At 68.6% G+C, this 17,777-nt stretch carries 16 protein-coding genes; 3 read left to right on the forward strand and 13 right to left on the reverse strand.

Annotation, left to right across the window (positions count from 1 at the left end; all coding sequences use genetic code 11):
• Positions 1-4: 4 nt before the first annotated feature.
• Together MB1_RS09845 and MB1_RS09850 are read right to left on the reverse strand one after the other, a co-directional pair.
• Positions 5-427 carry a hypothetical protein gene (locus tag MB1_RS09845; RefSeq protein WP_066906199.1) on the reverse strand — a complete coding sequence of 141 codons (423 nt, stop codon included), beginning with the start codon at positions 425-427 and terminating at the stop codon, positions 5-7.
• Between the two features lie 121 nt (positions 428-548).
• Positions 549-2,369: an ABC transporter ATP-binding protein gene (locus MB1_RS09850; RefSeq protein WP_245650117.1), complete on the reverse strand. Its 1,821-nt coding sequence runs from the start codon at positions 2,367-2,369 to the stop codon at positions 549-551.
• A gap of 335 nt (positions 2,370-2,704) precedes the next feature.
• Between MB1_RS09850 and MB1_RS09855 the strand changes: the two genes are divergently transcribed.
• Positions 2,705-4,369, forward strand: a complete 1,665-nt coding sequence (locus MB1_RS09855; protein ID WP_066906201.1) for a nucleobase:cation symporter-2 family protein — start codon at positions 2,705-2,707, stop codon at positions 4,367-4,369.
• 94 nt (positions 4,370-4,463) lie between these two features.
• On the opposite strand, the gene MB1_RS09860 is transcribed toward MB1_RS09855, so the two are convergent.
• Positions 4,464-6,404 carry a potassium transporter Kup gene (locus MB1_RS09860; RefSeq protein WP_218000218.1) on the reverse strand — a complete coding sequence of 647 codons (1,941 nt, stop codon included), beginning with the start codon at positions 6,402-6,404 and terminating at the stop codon, positions 4,464-4,466.
• Between the two features lie 61 nt (positions 6,405-6,465).
• Between MB1_RS09860 and MB1_RS09865 the strand changes: the two genes are divergently transcribed.
• Positions 6,466-6,990 (forward strand): glutathione peroxidase, encoded by a 525-nt coding sequence (locus MB1_RS09865; protein WP_281189949.1) that lies wholly within the window; start codon positions 6,466-6,468, stop codon positions 6,988-6,990.
• 155 nt (positions 6,991-7,145) lie between these two features.
• Complete coding sequence (locus MB1_RS09870) at positions 7,146-8,129, forward strand: glutamate synthase-related protein (protein WP_066906203.1); 984 nt, start codon at positions 7,146-7,148, stop codon at positions 8,127-8,129.
• Positions 8,130-8,224: 95 nt separating this feature from the next.
• Here MB1_RS09870 and MB1_RS09875 read toward each other — a convergent pair whose 3' ends face one another.
• The 10 genes from MB1_RS09875 to MB1_RS09920 all read right to left on the reverse strand — a co-directional run bounded on the left by MB1_RS09875 (position 8,225) and on the right by MB1_RS09920 (position 17,772).
• A complete protein-coding gene (locus tag MB1_RS09875; protein WP_066906205.1) occupies positions 8,225-8,626 on the reverse strand; it encodes a cupin domain-containing protein in 402 nt (133 codons plus the stop codon).
• A 75-nt stretch (positions 8,627-8,701) separates the two neighbouring features.
• The gene (locus MB1_RS09880) at positions 8,702-9,886 is read right to left on the reverse strand and encodes an LLM class flavin-dependent oxidoreductase (protein ID WP_066906207.1); all 1,185 of its coding nucleotides are present in this window, start codon (positions 9,884-9,886) and stop codon (positions 8,702-8,704) included.
• 4 nt (positions 9,887-9,890) lie between these two features.
• Entirely contained in the window at positions 9,891-10,895 is a 1,005-nt protein-coding gene (locus tag MB1_RS09885; protein WP_066906209.1) for an LLM class flavin-dependent oxidoreductase, read from the reverse strand.
• Positions 10,896-11,002: 107 nt separating this feature from the next.
• A complete protein-coding gene (locus MB1_RS09890) occupies positions 11,003-12,181 on the reverse strand; it encodes an LLM class flavin-dependent oxidoreductase (RefSeq protein ID WP_066906211.1) in 1,179 nt (392 codons plus the stop codon).
• A 31-nt stretch (positions 12,182-12,212) separates the two neighbouring features.
• The gene (locus tag MB1_RS09895; protein ID WP_066906213.1) at positions 12,213-13,031 is read right to left on the reverse strand and encodes a GntR family transcriptional regulator; all 819 of its coding nucleotides are present in this window, start codon (positions 13,029-13,031) and stop codon (positions 12,213-12,215) included.
• Positions 13,032-13,331: 300 nt separating this feature from the next.
• A complete protein-coding gene (locus MB1_RS26795) occupies positions 13,332-14,006 on the reverse strand; it encodes an ABC transporter substrate-binding protein (protein WP_281189952.1) in 675 nt (224 codons plus the stop codon).
• Positions 14,003-14,893 carry an ABC transporter substrate-binding protein gene (locus tag MB1_RS26800; protein ID WP_066906217.1) on the reverse strand — a complete coding sequence of 297 codons (891 nt, stop codon included), beginning with the start codon at positions 14,891-14,893 and terminating at the stop codon, positions 14,003-14,005. The genes MB1_RS26795 and MB1_RS26800 overlap by 4 nt, the downstream gene beginning before the upstream one ends.
• A 94-nt stretch (positions 14,894-14,987) precedes the next feature.
• Positions 14,988-16,040 carry an ABC transporter ATP-binding protein gene (locus MB1_RS09910; protein ID WP_066906219.1) on the reverse strand — a complete coding sequence of 351 codons (1,053 nt, stop codon included), beginning with the start codon at positions 16,038-16,040 and terminating at the stop codon, positions 14,988-14,990.
• Complete coding sequence (locus MB1_RS26195) at positions 16,037-16,891, reverse strand: ABC transporter ATP-binding protein (protein ID WP_084351324.1); 855 nt, start codon at positions 16,889-16,891, stop codon at positions 16,037-16,039. Before MB1_RS26195 ends, MB1_RS09910 begins: the two co-directional genes overlap by 4 nt.
• The gene (locus MB1_RS09920; RefSeq protein WP_066906221.1) at positions 16,888-17,772 is read right to left on the reverse strand and encodes an ABC transporter permease; all 885 of its coding nucleotides are present in this window, start codon (positions 17,770-17,772) and stop codon (positions 16,888-16,890) included. Before MB1_RS09920 ends, MB1_RS26195 begins: the two co-directional genes overlap by 4 nt.
• Between the last annotated feature and the right edge of the window lie 5 nt (positions 17,773-17,777).

Below are 17,777 nucleotides of genomic sequence, written 5' to 3' on the forward strand. Positions count from 1 at the left end.
TGGCCTACCGGCACGCCCGCATCCGCGGGAACATCACACACCACACCGAACGGGCCTTCTCCAGATCCGCGACCCGCTCATCGGGGTCCGACGGCACGGACAACACCACATCCGGGGGAACCTCGAGCGCGACGGTGACACCCCGATCGGGGGCGGCGGCCGGGTCCGCTGGGATGACCGATTCGACGGTCACCCGTACCGACCCGTCGGCCTCCCGGATGCCGCCGACGACGATCACCGACCCATCGGCGTCGACCAATTGCAGGGCACGGTCGAGGATCTCGGGGGTGCTCGTGGTGAACATAGCGGCGGACGACTCGATCACGGTCGCGGTACCCACGTCGATCGGGTTGTGCCCCTCGGGCCCGCTCGCGATCACCGTCAGCATCGCCTCCGTCGGGATCCGCACGTCCGCCGATTCGCTCATGCGCCCATGATGCGGGAATCGATCGGGCCGCGCGTCATTCCACAGCGGTATCCGAGGTACCACAACGGCGTGACCCCACCCGCGTCCCGCGGCCGCGACCCGACGCAAACCGTCGCCCGGATCAGACTGACGCCCGCTCCGGTTCGGGTTCACCGGTCTGCACCGCCCACAGCGCGGCATAGCTGCCGCCCGCGGCGACCAACTCGTCGTGGGTGCCGGCCTCGGTGACCCGCCCGCCGTCGAGCACCCAGATGCGGTGGGCGTGCCGGACGGTCGAGAGGCGGTGGGCGACGACGATGGTGGTGCACCGCTCGCCGGCGCGGCGCAGCGACTTCTGGATCGCGGCCTCGGTCTCGTTGTCGACCGCGCTGGTCGCCTCGTCGAGGACGAGCACCGCCGGCTCCCGCAGCAGCGCCCGGGCCAGGGCGATGCGCTGACGCTGACCGCCCGAGAGGGTGACGCCGTTCTCGCCGACGGTCGCGTCGTACGCGCCGGGGAGCACCTCGATGAAGTCCGCAGCCGCGGCGGCGCGGGCGGCGGCGATGATCTGTTCGCGCGTCGCATTCGGGCGACCGTAGGCGATGTTCTCGGCGATGGTGCCGGCGAAGAGGTAGATGTCCTGAGCGACGTAACCCATCGAGCCGCGCAAGGAATCCCAGTCGAGGTCGCGCACGTCGACCCCGTCCAGCAGCACCCGGCCACCGCGCGGATCGTCGAAGCGCAGGATCAGCCGCAACAGGCTCGACTTTCCGGCGCCGGTCGACCCGACGATCGCGTGGGTCTCGCCGGCCGGGACGACCATGTCGATCCCGTGCAGGACGTCCGGCCCGTCGGCGTAACCGGCGCGCACCTGTTCGATCTCCACCCGTCCGGCGACCGGCTTGGCCAGGCTGCGGTCGCCCTGGGGCACCTCGATCGGTTCGTTCAGCAATCCGAGGATGCGCGCGGTGGACGCCCGTCCACGCTGGTAGAGGTCGAGCACCTCGGCCACGTCGGTCAGCGGCCACAGCAGCCGCTGCGTCATGAACACCAACACCGAGTACAGGCCCACCTCGATGGTGCCGTTCAGAGCGGCCCAGCCGCCGAACAGCAAGGTGCAGGTGAAGCCGGCGAGGATCGCCACCCGTACCAGCGGGACGAACGCGGCCGACGATCGGATCGCCGCCTCGTTGGCCCGGCGGTAGGCCCCGGAGACCTGCTCGATGCGCTCGCGCTCGCGCTCCTCGGCGGTGAACGCCTTGATCGTCGCGATACCCGCGAGGTTGGCCTGCAACGCACCGGACAGGTCGGCGACGGCCGAGCGGACCCGGACGTAGAGCGGTTCGAGACGGCGCTGGAAGAGCAGCGAGCCGGCGATGATCAGCGGGATCGGCAGGAAGGCGAGCAGGGTCAACTGCATCGACGCCGCCGCGAAGACCAGGCCGACGAGCAGCACGTTCAGGATGGTCTGCAGGATCGCCGGGACGCCGATGTCGAGGAACCGCTCGAGCTGGTTGACGTCGTCGTTGAGCGTCGCGAGGGTCGTCCCCCGCGGCCTGGCCTCGTGCCAGCCGAGGTCGAGGTGTTGGGCGTGGTCGTAGGCCTCGACCCGCAGATCGTGCTCGACCCCCTGCGAGAGGCCGCGCCACAGCACGGCCGCGACGTACTCGCTGAGCGATTCGATGATCCAGACGACCACGTTGATCGCGGCCAACCACGCCAACTGCGCGTATCGGGACTCGACACCGAGCAGCGATGCCGCCCAGGAGTCCTGGCCGCGCACGACGACGTCGATCGCGACGCCGATCAGGATCTCCGGTGCGACATCGGCGATCTTGTTGATCGTCGACGCGAGGACCGCCGCCCGGAAACGTCCCCGGTATCGACGCTGCCGGGACCACAGAGCACGCAACGGGTGCTCGATCACCGCCGCACCCGCATCACCCTTGACCACCGTCGACACCGCCGAACCTCACAATCTTCCGCACCCCCGCCCGCTCCGCGACTCCCGCAGGGACCACAAAACGGACACGAACCGATGAGGCTACCGACGTCGCCGCCGAATCGGTGATTCCCTCCGGTGCTGCGAAACCAGTCACAGCAGGGCCCGGGGCATTGTCGGAAATGTCCGAAACGGCGGAAATGCCGCGCGGCATTTACCGACAATTCGGACAATACGGATAGTCGATCCTGCGCGATAACGGATATATCCGGCGCGTAATGCCGCGGCAACAGCAGTGAGACCCTCCGGGAAACACGCACCTCCAACCATATTCACACCGGGACCCGGAGGGACATATGACTTCTGTACTGACAATTCTCAAAGAGGGAAAGAAGACGGACGACCCCGTCGACGAAATCCCACCGATTTCCAAACTGTTGCCGCTCGGCCTGCAACACGTGCTGGCGATGTACGCCGGCGCCGTGGCGGTGCCGCTGATCGTCGGCGGCGCGATGGTCAGCGTCGGCCAACTCGAGCAGGGCGACATCGTCCACCTGATCATGGCCGACCTCTTCGTCGCCGGCATCGCGACGCTGATCCAGGCGGTCGGCTTCTGGCGCTTCGGTGTGCGGCTGCCCCTGATGCAGGGCGTCACCTTCGCGGCGGTCGCCCCGATGATCACCATCGGTACCTCGCACGGCATCACCGCCATCTACGGCGCGGTGATCGCCAGCGGCATCTTCATGATCGTCATGGCGCCGGTCTTCGGCAGGCTCATCAGATTCTTCCCGCCGATCGTCACCGGCACGATCATCCTGATCATCGGCGTCTCGCTGATGCGGGTGGCGGCCGGCTGGTTCGGTGGCGGCACCAGCACCGGTGAGGACTTCGGCGCTCCGCTGGCGATCGGCATGGGCTTCTTCACCCTGCTGGTGATTCTGCTGATCGAGCGTTTCGCCCCCGAGGGCATGCGCCGGGTGTCGGTGCTGCTCGGTCTGGTGATCGGCACGCTGGTGTCGATTCCGTTCGGCATGCCGCATTGGGGCAACGTCGGCACCTACGGTTGGTTCGGCATCCCCGAGCCCTTCCAGTTCGGTCTGCCGACCTTCCAGGTCAGCTCGATCATCGCGCTGATGATCGTCGCGATCGTCATCATGACCGAGACCACCGGCGACACCGTCGCGGTCGGCGAGATCGTCGGCAAGAAGATCACCCCGCAGAAGCTGGCCGACGGCCTGCGCGCCGATGGTCTGGGCACCATGATCGGCGGCATCTTCAACACCTTCCCGTACACGGCGTTCGCCCAGAATGTCGGACTGGTCGCCATCACCGGCGTCAAGACCCGGCACGTCGCCACCATGGCCGGCGCGATCCTGATCCTGCTCGGCCTGCTGCCGAAGATGGCGGCGATCGTCGAGGGCATCCCGCAGGCGGTGCTCGGCGGCGCGGGTGTCGCGCTGTTCGGCATGGTCGCGGCGTCCGGCGTGCGCACCCTGTCCAAGGTGCAGTTCAACAACACCAACATCCTGGTGGTGGCGATCTCGGTGGGCGTTGCGATGCTGACCGAGGCGAAGCTGTACTACACCACGACCATCGGCGACGAGCGCGTCAACGTCGCCCTGGATCTGTACCACCAGTTCCCGGACTGGTTCCAGACGATCTTCCACTCGGGCATCTCCGCCGGCGCGTTGACCGCGATCATCCTGAACCTGGCGCTCAACTCGTCGTCGCTCAGCGAGGTCGGCGAGCCGTCCGCCCACGACGCGCCGCGTGGACCGCTGCCGGATCCGCGGGACGCCCTGGCGGCCGCCGATCCCGATACCCCGGTCGACGAGCTGCGCGCGCTGGCCGAGAAGGATCCGTCGCTGCACACGATCATCGTGACGAATCCGAACGCCGACAAGGATCTCTGCGACTGGATCAAATCGCAGGGCAATCCGAAGATCGACGGGCTGTACGAGAAGTGGGACAGCCAGACGAACGGCGAGTTCTCCAAACGGGGGACCAAGGAAATCACCTGATCTCCCGATAGAGTCTCGGGTCGAGGTGGGTATCGAGCGTGGCGGCACGCTCGATACCCACCTTCGTCGTCTCCGGAAGCTCGACCCGAGACCGTCAGATCGGCACGTCCGAGCCGACGATCACCACCCGCGAGGCGGGCAGACCGAAGCTCGGCACCTGCGAATTGCGGACCATCGCGATGAACAATCGCCGCTGCCACGTCGGCATCCGCGACTGCGGCGCCAACGACACGTTCATCCCCGATAGGAAGTAGGGCGCGGACTCGAGGTCGGCGTGGTCGATGCCGATGCGTTCGCCGATGGTGTGCAGCATCTCGGGCACCCGCGCCGGGTCGAGGAAACCCTGTCGCAGGGTGACGCGCAGGATCCCGACCGACACATAGCGGGAGTCGATCTCGAGCAGGTCCTCGGGCGCCACCCGCGGGATGTCCAGGTTCGCGATGGTCACCACGACCACCCGCTCGTGCAGGATGTGGTTGAACAGCATGTTGTCCCGCAGGGCCAGCGGGATCGTGATCGGCGAGGCGTGCAGGTAGACCGCCGTCCCCGGCACCCGGTACACCTCCGCGTCGCCCAGGCCGGCGAAGAAGTCCTCGATCGGCCCCTCGACCGCGCTGCGATCCCTGGTGACCTCGGCCCGCCCGCGCTGCCAGGTCACCATCAGGGTGGTCAGCACGATCGCGACCGCCACCGGCAGGTAGCCACCGTTGAAGAATTTGGTCAGATTCGCCACCCAGTAGGTCAACTCGACGCCGCCGAGGCCGACGCCCAGCAGCGCTATCCAGCGCCAGGACCAGCCCCATTGGGTGCGCGCGACGATCAACAGCAGGATCGTGGTCAGGATGAACGTCCCGGTGACCGCCAGCCCGTAGGCCGAGGACAGTCGGCTCGAATCCCGGAAGATCACCACCAGCACCAGCACGCCGATCAGCAGCGCCCAGTTCACCGCGGGCAGGTAGACGTGTCTGCTGTTGTGGGCCGAGGTGTACCGCGTGGCGAGCCGGGGGAACAGCCCGAACCGCATCGCCTGCTTCGTCATCGAGAACGCGCCACTGATCACCGCCTGTGAGGCGATCACCGTGGCCGCGGTCGCCAACACCACCAGCGGCAGGACCAACGCCCCCGGCGCCAACCGGAAGAACGGATTGTCGACGGACGCCGGGTTGCTGATGATCAGCGCCCCCTGGCCCAGGTAGTTGATCATCAACGCCGGGAAGACGACGCCGTACCAGGCGATGGCGATCGACCGACGACCGAAATGACCGAGGTCGGCGTAGAGCGCCTCGGCGCCGGTCACCGACAGCACCACCGCGCCCATCGCGATGAAGGCGATCAGCGGATGGGCGACCACAAATGCGACGAGGAAGGTCGGCGACAGCGCGACCAGCACCCCGGGATGCTCGACGATCGCCGGCACGCCGAGGGCGGCGAGCACCAGGAACCACACGAGCATCACCGGCCCGAAGACCCGGCCGATGCGCTCGGTACCGCGCGGCTGCGCCAGGAACAACACGACCACGATCACCACCGCGATCGGGACGACGAAGTGGTCGATATGCGGGGCGGCGATCTCCACCCCCTCGACCGCGGAGAGCACCGAGATCGCCGGGGTGATCACGCTGTCGCCGTAGAACAGGCCCGCACCCACGATGCCGGCGAGCACGACCCACGCCCGCACCCGCGGCCCGGACGAGGTCAGACCCCGGCGGGCGAGCGCGGCCAGCGCGATGATGCCACCCTCGCCCTCATTGTCGGCCCGCAGGACGAGGGTCACGTACTTGATCGACACGATCAACAGGACGGTCCAGAAGAGCATGGAGATGATGCCGAGGACGTTCTCGCGCACCGGTTCGACCGCGCCGTGATCGATCGAGAACACCGCGGCCATCGCGTAGAGCGGGCTGGTTCCGATATCGCCGAAGACAACACCGAGGGCTGCGACCACCAGCGCGGGTGGCACCACCCTCCCCGACAAGGACCTCTCGGACGGCGCGGATTCCTCGCCGAAGGCCGTGGGCACATCCCCGCTGGACACGTTCCCCATTGTGAACGCCGCGGACTCCCATTGGTGGTCGAAGCACCCTAGAGTTCGGGGTGTGAGTATCTCGAACTCGGCATCACAGACAACACTGTCGGATTTCTCCGCCGCCACTCCGGACGGTACCGACAAACCGCTCTCCGACTACACCGGCGACGTGGTTCTGGTGGTGAATACCGCGAGCAAATGCGGCTTCGCCCGCCAGTTCGACGGGCTCGAAGAGCTCTGGAATACCCACCGGGACCAGGGTTTCGCGGTCCTGGGCTTCCCGTCGAATCAGTTCCGCCAGGAACCGGTCGACGACGCGAACATCGGCGACGTCTGCCGACTGACCTTCGGGGTGACCTTTCCGATGTTCGCGAAGATCGACGTCAACGGTTCCGGGACGCATCCGTTGTACAGGTGGCTCAAGGACAGCAAGGGCGGGCTGCTCGGCGGGGCGATCAAGTGGAACTTCACCAAGTTCCTGGTCGGTCGCGACGGGCGGGTCATCGAGCGTTTCGGGCCGACGGCCACCCCGAAGGACATCGAGGGCGCCATCGTCTCCGCGCTCGCCGCGCCGCGTCCCGGCGACTCCGCATAGGACCGGCGGTGCCGGTCGGCGCCACGCAGGACCGGCGACCGGCGATCCCGGCTCCGAGGCCTCGCTCGGATATGAACCGATCACCCCGGGACCACCACGCCGCCGTCAGTGAGGTTATCCTTACTCGCAGAATTCGAACCGGCGGGAGAGACGACATGACAGGCGATCGAACGGCGATCGATGCACCGCATCGGGCCGTCGACGAGGATGCGGCGGACCGCATCGCCGAGCAGGACCGGGCACGCTACCGCCGTGGGGTCGCCGAACTGCTCGAGCGCCGCGCCACCCGCCCGGCCGTCCTGCGTGACATCCTCGCCCCGCCGCTGGACATGGCGTCGGTGTACTCGATCGGCGACATCCTGCAGCATCTGCGCCCGCTGACCGGTCAACCGCTGCCGTCCGACGTCTTCGGCCTGGAGCCACGACTGCTCGTGCGGGGACTGCACATCATTCCGTCGGCCCAGCCCGGCCTCTTCCGCTTCGTGCAGGACGCCGCCGGTCCGCACCAGTACGACGTCTTGGCGGCGGCCCTGGCCCTGCTGCCCGGCTTCGACGACATAGAGGTGCACGAGACCGAGATCGTCGTATCCGCGGACGCGACCGGGCTGCGGCTGATCGCCGCGATCGGCGAGGCTCCGGCCCCCATCTCCCCGGCCCTGGTCGCCCCCGAGCAGCGGCTCGCCGAGTACCTGGTCACGGACGCGTGGCCGTACGGCGCCGCCCGCCTCGATACCGACACACTGACGGATCTCGACATCAACCACGCCGCCCTGGACGCGGTGGGCTCCGTGCGCGGCCGCCCGATCGTGCTGGCGGTCACCGGCCCGGCCGCCGATCGCACCGTCGCGCGCCTGCATCGGGTCCTGACCGCCACCGGCCTGCGCGACCGGGCGCTGCTGCTGTGCGCGAGCGAGCACCTGTGCGGCATCGACGTCGTCGTCTCCGCCGCCCTGGGCGCGGACCGGATGACCGCGTCCGAGGCTCCGCGCGGTCCGCTGCTCACCGATGTGCGCGGCCACCTGGCCCGCGTCGGGATCACCGACCTCGCGCATGCCCGCGGCCGCGTCGATCTGCTGCACGCCCAGGGACACTCCGCGTTCAGCCGCGATACCCACGCGGGGGATCGCGTCACCGTCTGAGCGTTCGGCGCGGGTCCGGCGACACGCCGACACCGGTCACCCGACAGTCGATCTCGGGTGACCGGTTCGGCGTAAGGGTGTCGAACCCGCGGTGTCTACTCCTCGATCGAGATGTAGAACTTGCGCAGATAACCGGTCTGATGCCATTCGGCGACATCCTCGGTGCGGTAGAGGATCACCTCGCCCGGGCCGGCGGTCTGCTCGGTGCCGTCGGTGTTGATCAGCGTGACCGACCCCTCGAGCACGATGTCGAAGGACCATCCCGGGCTGCCGATCGGGCCGTAGCCCTCGTCGCGCGACCACGCGCCGAGGGTGACCTTGCCGTCCGGGGAGCTGTACAGCACGGCGTGCTTGGCCTTGGCCACGTGATCGGGGGTGGTCTCGCCCGGCAGCTTGTCCAGGTAGTCGTGCCAAGGGATTTCGGGGTCGGCGATATTGATGACCTTCGCACCGGGCGTGGTGATCAACTGCTCGACGGTCTCGTCGGATGTGGCCATGATCGCGCTCGTTTCTGTGAGAGTCGGCGGCGGGAACGCCGGCGGGGTGTGGTCGACGGATTCCGATCGGAGCCGTCAGGAGGGGGTGAGGGGCATCCGCCGTCCGGCGGCGGGGTAGGCGTCGGGCACCAGGCCGCGGCGTTGCAGTTCGGGCACCAGACCGCACAGGACGCTCTCGACGATCTGCTGGTCGAGGTAGTCGCTGTTGAAGATGAAACCGTCGCCGCCCACTTCGTCGATGAGAGCTTCCATCCGGTCGGCGACGGTCGTCGGGGTGCCGACGACCTCGTACATCGCCCGGGAGGCAACCATTTCGCGCAGGGTGCGCTCCTTCGCGACGTTCATGATGTAGGCGAGCAGACCGCGGGTACCGGCGGTCTCCACCCGGTCGGCGTACTGCCCCATCGGCACGTCGGGGTCGAAGATCGAGAAGTCGACGTCGTTGTTGAGGGACATGATGGCGATATCGGCCTCGGGGTCCGCCGACGCGAGGTCGTGGCGGGCCCGGTACATGCGCTGCGCCTGCTCCTCGGTCTCCCCGACGAACGGGATCGTCAGGAACATGACCTTGCAGTCGTCGGGTCCGCGGCCGTGTATGCGTAACAACCGTTGGATGTCGTCGCGGTACTCCTTCATCGTCTCGGGGGTCGCCGCATTGCAGACGATCAGATCGGCGTGCCGGGCGGCGAAGTCGCGGCCGCGGGGGGAGGCGCCGGCCTGCGCGATGATCGGCCGCGGTCGCCCGGAGCTCGCCCACACCCCCTCGGCCCGGGAGACGTACTCCTCGGCGATGTCGTAGCGCCGATCATGTTGGCCGAGGCCCTCTTTACCGTAGTTGCGCATCGCCCGGTCGGCGAAGCCGGTGACGACGTTCCAGCCCGCACGGTCGTCGCCGAGGTCGGCCATGCCGGCCACCAACCGCGCCAGGGTCTCCGGCTCGTATTCGCTGGTGTTCAGCGTGACGACCACGCCGATGCGCTCGGTCGCCGCCAACATCCGGGTGGCGATGACGGCGGGGTCGCCCATCGGAGCGCAGATCGCGTGCCGCAGATAGGCCGACATCGAGCCGCCGTGCCGGTTCGGCACAAAGGTGGTGTCGGCGAGCAACAGGAAGTCGAGCGCGCTGCGCTCACATGCCCGCGCCAATTCGACATAGCGCCGGGGGTTGCCCCAGTCGCCGTAGTCGCGCGGGGCGTAGACGCTCGCCCAGCCCGCGGGGCTGTAGCCGCTGTCGATGAACCATCCGATCCGAAATCCCATACGCTCACAGCCCCAGGTTGTGTCGCAGGAAGCCACCGGCGTAGCCCGACCGGATCCGCTCCTCGGACCGCAACACCGGGACCAGGTCGTCGGTGATGTTCGCGAGGTAGATCCGGTCGCTGCGCGAGGGACTGAGCACGAAGCCGTCCGCGACGCCTTCGTCGGCGAGTCGGCCCATCTCTGCGGCGATCTGCGCGGTCGAACCGACGATCCGGAAGGGGGCGCCGGCCGTGCCGGCGGTGAGGTGGTCGAAGTCCGGGGTGGCCGCCAGCAGGATGGTCACCGCATCGGGCTCGCGGCCGGCGCCGACAACCGCCTCGCGGATCTCCTTGTTCAGGGTGGCCGCGCGGGCCGCGTCGTCGGCGGTGAGCACCACGAGATCGGCGTAGGCGAGCGCACCGGACGTCGGGCTCGGGTCGACCAGGGTCACCACCGGCATGTCTTGCGGCGCAAGGGATGTCACCAGTGGACCGAGGGAGCGGTAGTAGGTGCCCTCGAAGTTGATCTCGTGCACCTTCGCCGGCTGGGCGTAGACCATGTTCTCGCGGTCGACGACCACCGCGTCCGGCTCCCAGGACGTCCACAGCTGCCGGACGACCTCCAGGTACTCGATCAGCCGGTCCTCGGGCGCCTGCTCGCCCGCCGCGAACGAGGGGGTGCTCAGCACGCTCCACCCCGATCGACCGTTCGAGGCGTGGTCGAGCGTCGCGATGAGGCGGGCCAGCAGATAGGGGGCGTAGTCCTCGGTGGACAGCGCGGTGACAACGCCCAGGCGGGAGGTCTCGCCGATCACGTACGAGGCGATCGAGGAGGTATCGACCGATGCGGCCAACTCGGAGGCGGGCGAGCCGATCGAGTCGAGGTCACCGAGAAGCACGAAGTCGAATCCGGTGCGCTCCAAGGCAACCACCGCGTCGCGCAGGAGGGTGCGGCCCTCCTTGCCGGTGGCCAGGACGTCGGCGCAGTAGCTCAGCGGCGCCTGCCAGGCGAGATGAAAGGTACTGGTCATGTGGGGACTCCGTGTGATCGTACGGTCGATCGCCGCGCGGCGGTCGGGGAGAAAAAGTGTGCCCGTATGGAATCGGGTCGAATGCCGCGCAGCGGCGGCGATGCGAATCAGGCGGTCGTCGCGGCGATCGCGTCGAGCAGGCCGTTGCGCGGGGTGGACCGCATCGCGCCGCGGCGCTGTAGTTCGGGGACGAGGCCGTCGGCGACACGGTTGACGTTGCGGTAGGTCATATCGTCCGGGATCAGCAGGAAGCCATCTCCGCCAACCTCTTCCATGATGTCGATCATCTGTTGGCTCACCGTCTCCGGGCTTCCGGCGAGCGAGAGGATGCCCTCCTCGGCGGATACCTGGCGCAGCGTCTTGTTGCCGGAGACGGCAACGATATAGGACCACAGCCCCTTGAGGCCCTTGGCTTCGATGCCGAACGATGCGATCGGGGCGTCGAGGTCGTATCCGCTGAGGTCGTAGCCGGCGTGCCGGGACATGATCGCCATGCCGAGGGTGGGGTCCTCGAGACGGTGCCGGCGTGCGGCTTCGAAAGCGGCGACACCCATCTCGTGGGTTTCCTCGACGAACGGGATCATCAGGAACAGCACCTTGCAGGCGTCGGGGTCCCGACCCTCCTCGACCAGGCGGCGACGCACGTCGTTGCGGTACTCGATCATCGTCTCGGGGGTGCCGGCGCTGCACACGATCGTGTCGGCGTGCTTGGCGGCAAACGCCCGTCCGGCGTCGGAAGCGCCGGCCTGGGCGACCACCGGGCGTGGTCCACCGATCTTTTCCCAGGTCTGCTTGACCTCCTTGCTGAACTCGTCCGCGCGCTGGTACCGCAGGCCATGGTCGGGCAGCTCGTCGAGGCCGTAGTTTTGCATGGCCCGAACGTCGAAGCCGGTCACCGCATTCCAGCCGGCGCGGCCATCGGACAGGCGGGCCATCGACGAGGTCATGCGGGCGAGCAGGGCGGGCGAGTATTCGTTGGTCGACAGGGTGGAGCAGACGACGATGTTCTCGGTGGCCTCGAGCATCATTCCGGCCAGTGTCGCCGGATCACCCTTCGGCACCCCGACCGACCGCTCCAGGTAGACGTCCATCGAACCGCCGTGCAGATTCGGGATGTAGCTGGTGTCCTCGACCAGGATGTAATCGAAGCAAGCGCGGTCGAGCGCACGGGCGAAGTCGACGAAGAACTCCGGATCCGACCAGCGCTCATTGCGGCTGTCGTAGGTGTCGACCCAATTCGCCGGCGCGTACTCCATGAACCACGCGAGGTGGAACGGCTTGGTCACGAGAACTCCTCATCGATGGTGGAACGGGGGATCAGGTGTCGCCCGGATCGGCGGTGATCTCGGTGGGGATGAACGGGGTCGGGGCGGGAGCGGCCGTGGCGGGGGCCGCCGGGCGCCGGCTGCGCACCTCGAAGGTGACCCGGTCGTTGCGGACGTTCTCGACCACGGTCGCGACGATCCGCGACTCCCGCAGGAAGTCCGCCTGCCGCCACAGCATCGGAATCCCCTCGGGCACATCGAGGTAGGCCGCCAGCGATGCCTCGCAGGCCACCGCCTCGATGGCGGTCACCACCTCGATCACGTCCGGTCCGCCGAGTTCGTCGAGGATCACCTCGTGCAGGAGCACCGGCTCGGCCGAGGCGCGGGCCCTGGTCACGGCCGCCGCCACCGGAGCTCCGGCCGGCTGCCGGACGTAGGCGGTGAACCGGCCCGACAGGGCGTCGCGCACGTCGATATCGCCGTCGATGCGGGTCACCAGCGCTTCGGGGTCCGCGTCGAAGAGGTCACCGAGGGCCTGGCAGGCGACGCCGTCGTGGACATGCATCCAGTGGGTATATCCGGCGGTCACCGTGGGGTGGGCCGGCACGATCTCGGGATGCATCGGCATCGTCGTGCCCTTGCGGCGGCGCCGATCGAGCCGGTTCTCGGCGGTGAGGTGCTGCAGGACCGTGCGCATCGTGGCGCGGGGGGCGGCGTACTCGCTCGCCATCTCGTCATCGGGCCACTTGACCTCTTCGCCGGGACGCATCTGGCGGGTGCCGATGCGCATCAGGTCGAGGATCTGCCGGACATCGGTGAACACGATCGGGTGCAGGCGACGAAAGGCGGTGACATTGCGTTCTGCGTTCATCGTGCCAGTCTCCTTCCGTTCGTATGTCCGTTGCCGTTCGCGGCGACCATTCGACCGTTCCCAACCGGCCCGACAACAACGTTAGGAAGTGAAGACACCCGCCGGCGTAACGTCGCAGTAGCAGTCAGTTTGCGCCGTGACCGATCGGTCGAATACGCCCCTCACCTGCGCATACGCCTCATGGGTCCGGCTGTACGCCGCGAATCGGTCGGCCCGAGTGCCCGCCGCATGCACCCCGGAACACGCAACAACGGCCGCCGCCTTTTCGGGAAAGGCGACGGCCGCTGTTTCGGGGAGGACTCAGCCGACGCTGAACCCGTCGGGCGAGAAGGAGTAGTAGACGTACGGATCGAAGCCGCTGACCCAGGGCTGCACCGCCCAGATCGGTGCGGCGGTGAAGACGCCGTACATCGAACCGGTCGCGGTCATGTCGTCACTGATCTGCTCGGCCCTGTCCGCCCAGACCGAGGTGTCATCGGTGGCAGCGGCCTCGTCGAACAGCGCCTGCACCGTGCTCGGATCGGCGCCGGACCAGCCGTACATGATGCCGAGCTGGTAGATCAGCGGGTCGAGGATCGTCGGGGTCAGCGGTCCGGTGATCGCCAGCGTCAGCTCGAAGTTCTGGTTGCCCAGTTCGGTGTAGAGGGCGGTGCTGTCCACCGGCACAAGATTGAGGGTGATCCCCACTGCGGCAAGCTGGGTCGTGAGCACCCGCGCGGCGGTGCTGTAGTCCTGACTGCCGGCGTCGAAGGTGAGCTCGGCGGTGACGCCATTGGGGTAGGCGGCGGCAACGAGACTGCGCGCCTCGTCGACATTGCGCTCGTAGCCATCTCCGGCCGGCGGCGATCCGGGAATTCCGCCCGGCGCCTCGCTCGGCACGGCGAAGGAGGCCACCTGAATCGCACCGTCGACACCCGCGCCGACCGCGTCGGTGATCTCCTGCCGATCGATCGCCAGCGACAGCGCGCGTCTCAGATCGGGATCGGTGAAGGCCCGGAGGCCTGATTCGGCACCAACAACGCCGAGATGGCCGGTGCGGCGACGTCGAGCGTATCGGCCTGGAACTGGCGCGCCACCGAAATATCCAGCACACCAACGATATCGACTGCCCCGGACCGGAACTGCAGCGCCCGCTGAGCCGGATCGGCTATCGATTCGAAGACGAACCGGTCCACCTCGGGCGCCGGACCCCAGTAGTTGGGGTTCGGGGTCAGTTCGATGCGCTCTGTCGGTGTGCCCTGCTGCGACCAGTTCGCCAATTGGAACGGCCCGGCGCCCACCGGATCGGCGAAGAACTCCTCGGCGGTACGGCCACCGAAGTTGGCGGGATAGATCGACGAACTGCACATCGCCAACGAGTTGATGAAGACCGGGTCGTCGGAGTTCATCGTCAGCCGTACCTGGTTGTCGCCCACCGCTTCCGCACCGGCGAGGTTCTCGTAGATGTAGCCGTTGGCCACACCGGCCATCCATTGCTCCACCGAGAAGACCACGTCGGCAGGGGTAACGGGGGAGCCGTCGGAGAATGTTGCGCCGTCGCGCAGGGTCAGCAGATAGCTGGTGGTGGCGGGGTCGTATTCCCACGACTCGGCCAGTCCGGGCCCCAATCCGTCACCGTCCGGCGCCTGGATGCGCACGAGTTGGTCGTAGACCAACGGCAGCATGCTGATCGAGTACTGCCAGCAGCTGTCGGCGTTGAATCCCTCGGTCGGCGAACTCTGGGCGTAGACGATCTCGCCGGGCCGCGGGCTCGATCCGCCGGCGGAGGTCCCACCGGATGAGCCGCCTCCGCCGCAGGCGGCGAGCAGGGCGGTGACGGCCGCGAGGGCCGTGGCGGCGACTAGACGACGCTGGGTCTTCATGTGCTGAGCTCCAATTTCGGGCGTATGCGGGCGCGACCGGGCGGCGGGGTACCTGTTCGTGAACCGGGTCGGAAGGGAAATGAGGGACGGACGGTCAGGCCGGTACGGCGCGCAGCGGCCGCAAGCAGGCTGCGACGTGTGCGGTGGTGCCGCCGAGTTCCGTTCGGACGGTGGAGCATTCATCTGCTGCGATGCTGCAGCGGTTCTCGAAGGAACAGCCGAGAGGCAGGTTGATCGGGCTCGGCGGTTCACCCTCCAGGCCCGAGGTTCCGGGGCGACGGTGCGTGTCGAGACTCGGCTCGGCGGCGAGCAGTGCCGCGGTATAGGGATGGTAGGGGCGGGCCAGGACATCGGCGACCGGACCGCGCTCGACGATGCGGCCCAGGTACATCACCGCCACCTCGTCGCAGACCGACCGGACGGCGGCGAGGTCGTGCGAGACGAACACCATGCCGATGCCGTGTTCGGCCCGCAGGCGGCCGAGCAGCTCGAGGATGCCGATCTGGGCGGACACGTCGAGCGCGGCGGTCGCCTCGTCCAGGACGAGCAGGCGCGGCCGGACGGCCAGCGCCCGCGCGATGCACACGCGCTGCTTCTGCCCACCCGACAGTCGGGTCGGGCGCTGGTCGAGCAGTCGGGCGGGCAGTCCGACGTCGTCCATCAGCTCCGCCAGCCGCGCGGTGAGATCGGCGCCGCGCAGGCCCGGTCGATGGACGCGCAGGACCTCGGCGAGAACCGATCCGACCGTCCGGCGCGGGTTGAGCGCAGAGGTGGGGTCCTGGAAGACCATCTGCACGTCCTTGGCGGACTCGACCGATCCGGGTCGGCGCACGCCGTGGCCGGCGAGCCGGATGCTGCCCGACGTCGGTTGTTGGAGGCCGGCGATCGCGCGCACCAACGTCGACTTGCCGCTGCCGGATTCGCCGACGATGCCGAGCGCGCCGCCGGGCGCGAGGGTCAGCGAAACCCCGGCGACGGCGTTGATGCGCTGCCGGGGACCCCGGCGCCGCAGGAAGCCCTGATGCGGCAGCGGAAACGAGACGTGCAGGTCCGTGACGGTGAGCGCCGGCCCGGTGGTCGGTGCGGGCTCGTTGGTCGGTGCGGGTGGGGGATCGGACGGGGAATTCGGTTCGACGATGCTGGTCACGACGCACCCTCCGGGGCTGTGGCGGCACCGGCTTTGGTGCGGGCGGCGGCGATCAGTTGTTGGGTATAGGGATCCCGGGGCCGGTGCAGGACGTCGGCGGTCGGGCCGCTCTCGACCACCCTGCCGTCGGTCATCACCATGACCCGCCGGCACATCGAGGCGACCACGGCGAGGTCGTGGCTGACGAAGATGACCGACAGATCCCGCTCGATCCGCAACCGGTCGATCAGACCGAGGATCTGATCCTGGACGCTGACGTCGAGGGCGGTGGTCGGCTCGTCGCAGAGCAGCACGCCCGGGTCGCCCGCGAGGGCCATCGCGATCACCACCCGCTGGCGCAGGCCGCCGGAGAGTTGGTGAGGGTACTGGCGGGCGCGCCGCTCCGGTTCGGGTATCCCGACCTCGCGCAGCAGCTCGACCGCCCGCTCGCGGGCCGCCCGCCGTCGCATCCGCGAGCGCGCGGCGACCCCGTCGGCGAGCAGTTCACCGATCCGCAGCGTCGGGGACAGCGCGGCGAGGGGCTCCTGGAAGACCATGCCGATCGACTGCCCATCGGCCAGGGCGATCTCGCCGCCGGTGCGGGCGACGAAGGCGGGCAGGATGCCGGCGATCGCCCGCAGCGTCAGACTCTTACCCGAGCCCGACTCGCCGACGATGCCGAGCGCCTCACCCGGCGCGACCTGCAGATCGACACCGTCGACCAGCAGCGTCGAGCGGCCGTCGCGGCGGCTGGTCAGCCGCAGATCGGTGACGGTCAGGCGCGGGGCCGGCCGGACGACGGCGAGGGATGCAGCGGCGGGCTCCTTGGCCAGGGACACGGTCGCGGACGCTTTCTCTCGGAGGGCGGTCATTGGCGCACCTGCCGATCGAGCGCGTCACCCATGAAGGCGAAGGCTCCCGCCGCGAGCGCGATCATCGCGCCGGGGAAGACGGTCAGCCACCAGGCCTGGTCGAGGTAGAGCCGTCCGTCCTGAATCATCAGTCCCCATTCCGGTGTCGGCGCCGCGATGCCCAGGCCCAGGAACGACAGGCTCGACAGCGCGACGATGCCGAAGGCGATATCGGCGGCGCAGTAGACGATCGCCTGCGGGACCGCATTGGGAAGCAGGTGGCGGGCCAGCACGCGTACCCGCCCGACCCCGGTGAGCCGGGCGGCGTGCACGAAGTCGAGTTCGCGCAGCACCAGGACCTGGGTGCGCACGATGCGGGCGTAGCTGACCCACACCACCAGTAGCGAGGCGACGATGAACGCCCCGGCGCCCGGCCCGAGCAGGAAGCCGACCACCAGCAGCAGCACGTAGATCGGCAGCGCCTGCATCACATCGGCCGCCCGCAGGATCAGCGCGTCCACCCAGGGCGGGGCCATGCCGGCGATCAGGCCGAGGGTGATCCCGAGCAGCGCCGACAGGGCGGTGGCCGTCGCCGCGATCGCCAGGTCGACGCGGGCGGCGTAGAGGCATCTGAGGAAGACGTCGCGGCCGAGGGCGTCGGTGCCGAAGGGGTGGCTCGGCGACGGGGGCAGCAGGGCTCGGCTCAGGTCCTGGTCGGTGGGGCTGAAGCCGGCGAGAGCCGGGACGACGAACGAGGCGACCAGCAGCGCGACCAGCAGACCCGCGGTGACCACCACGGTGACGTGGCCGGTACGACGCCTGTGCCACCACCGTCGGGGCGAGTCGGTCGGCGGCACGTCGATAACCGGGTCGGGGCGGCTCAGGACGGGGACCATCGACATGGCGA

Source organism: Millisia brevis NBRC 105863 (assembly GCF_001552615.1).
Lineage (GTDB): Bacteria > Actinomycetota > Actinomycetes > Mycobacteriales > Mycobacteriaceae > Millisia > Millisia brevis.

Bases quoted from the DNA above. Each gene is read 5' to 3' on its own strand.
- MB1_RS09855 (WP_066906201.1), top strand. From the start codon at position 2,705: ATGACTTCTGTACTGACAATTCTCAAAGAGGGAAAGAAGACGGACGAC.
- MB1_RS09875 (WP_066906205.1), bottom strand. From the start codon at position 8,626: ATGGCCACATCCGACGAGACCGTCGAGCAGTTGATCACCACGCCCGGT.
- MB1_RS09885 (WP_066906209.1), bottom strand. From the start codon at position 10,895: ATGACCAGTACCTTTCATCTCGCCTGGCAGGCGCCGCTGAGCTACTGC.
- MB1_RS09845 (WP_066906199.1), bottom strand. From the start codon at position 427: ATGAGCGAATCGGCGGACGTGCGGATCCCGACGGAGGCGATGCTGACG.
- MB1_RS09920 (WP_066906221.1), bottom strand. From the start codon at position 17,772: ATGTCGATGGTCCCCGTCCTGAGCCGCCCCGACCCGGTTATCGACGTG.
- MB1_RS26195 (WP_084351324.1), bottom strand. From the start codon at position 16,891: ATGACCGCCCTCCGAGAGAAAGCGTCCGCGACCGTGTCCCTGGCCAAG.
- MB1_RS09880 (WP_066906207.1), bottom strand. From the start codon at position 9,886: ATGGGATTTCGGATCGGATGGTTCATCGACAGCGGCTACAGCCCCGCG.
- MB1_RS26800 (WP_066906217.1), bottom strand. From the start codon at position 14,893: ATGAAGACCCAGCGTCGTCTAGTCGCCGCCACGGCCCTCGCGGCCGTC.
- MB1_RS09895 (WP_066906213.1), bottom strand. From the start codon at position 13,031: ATGAACGCAGAACGCAATGTCACCGCCTTTCGTCGCCTGCACCCGATC.
- MB1_RS09870 (WP_066906203.1), top strand. From the start codon at position 7,146: ATGACAGGCGATCGAACGGCGATCGATGCACCGCATCGGGCCGTCGAC.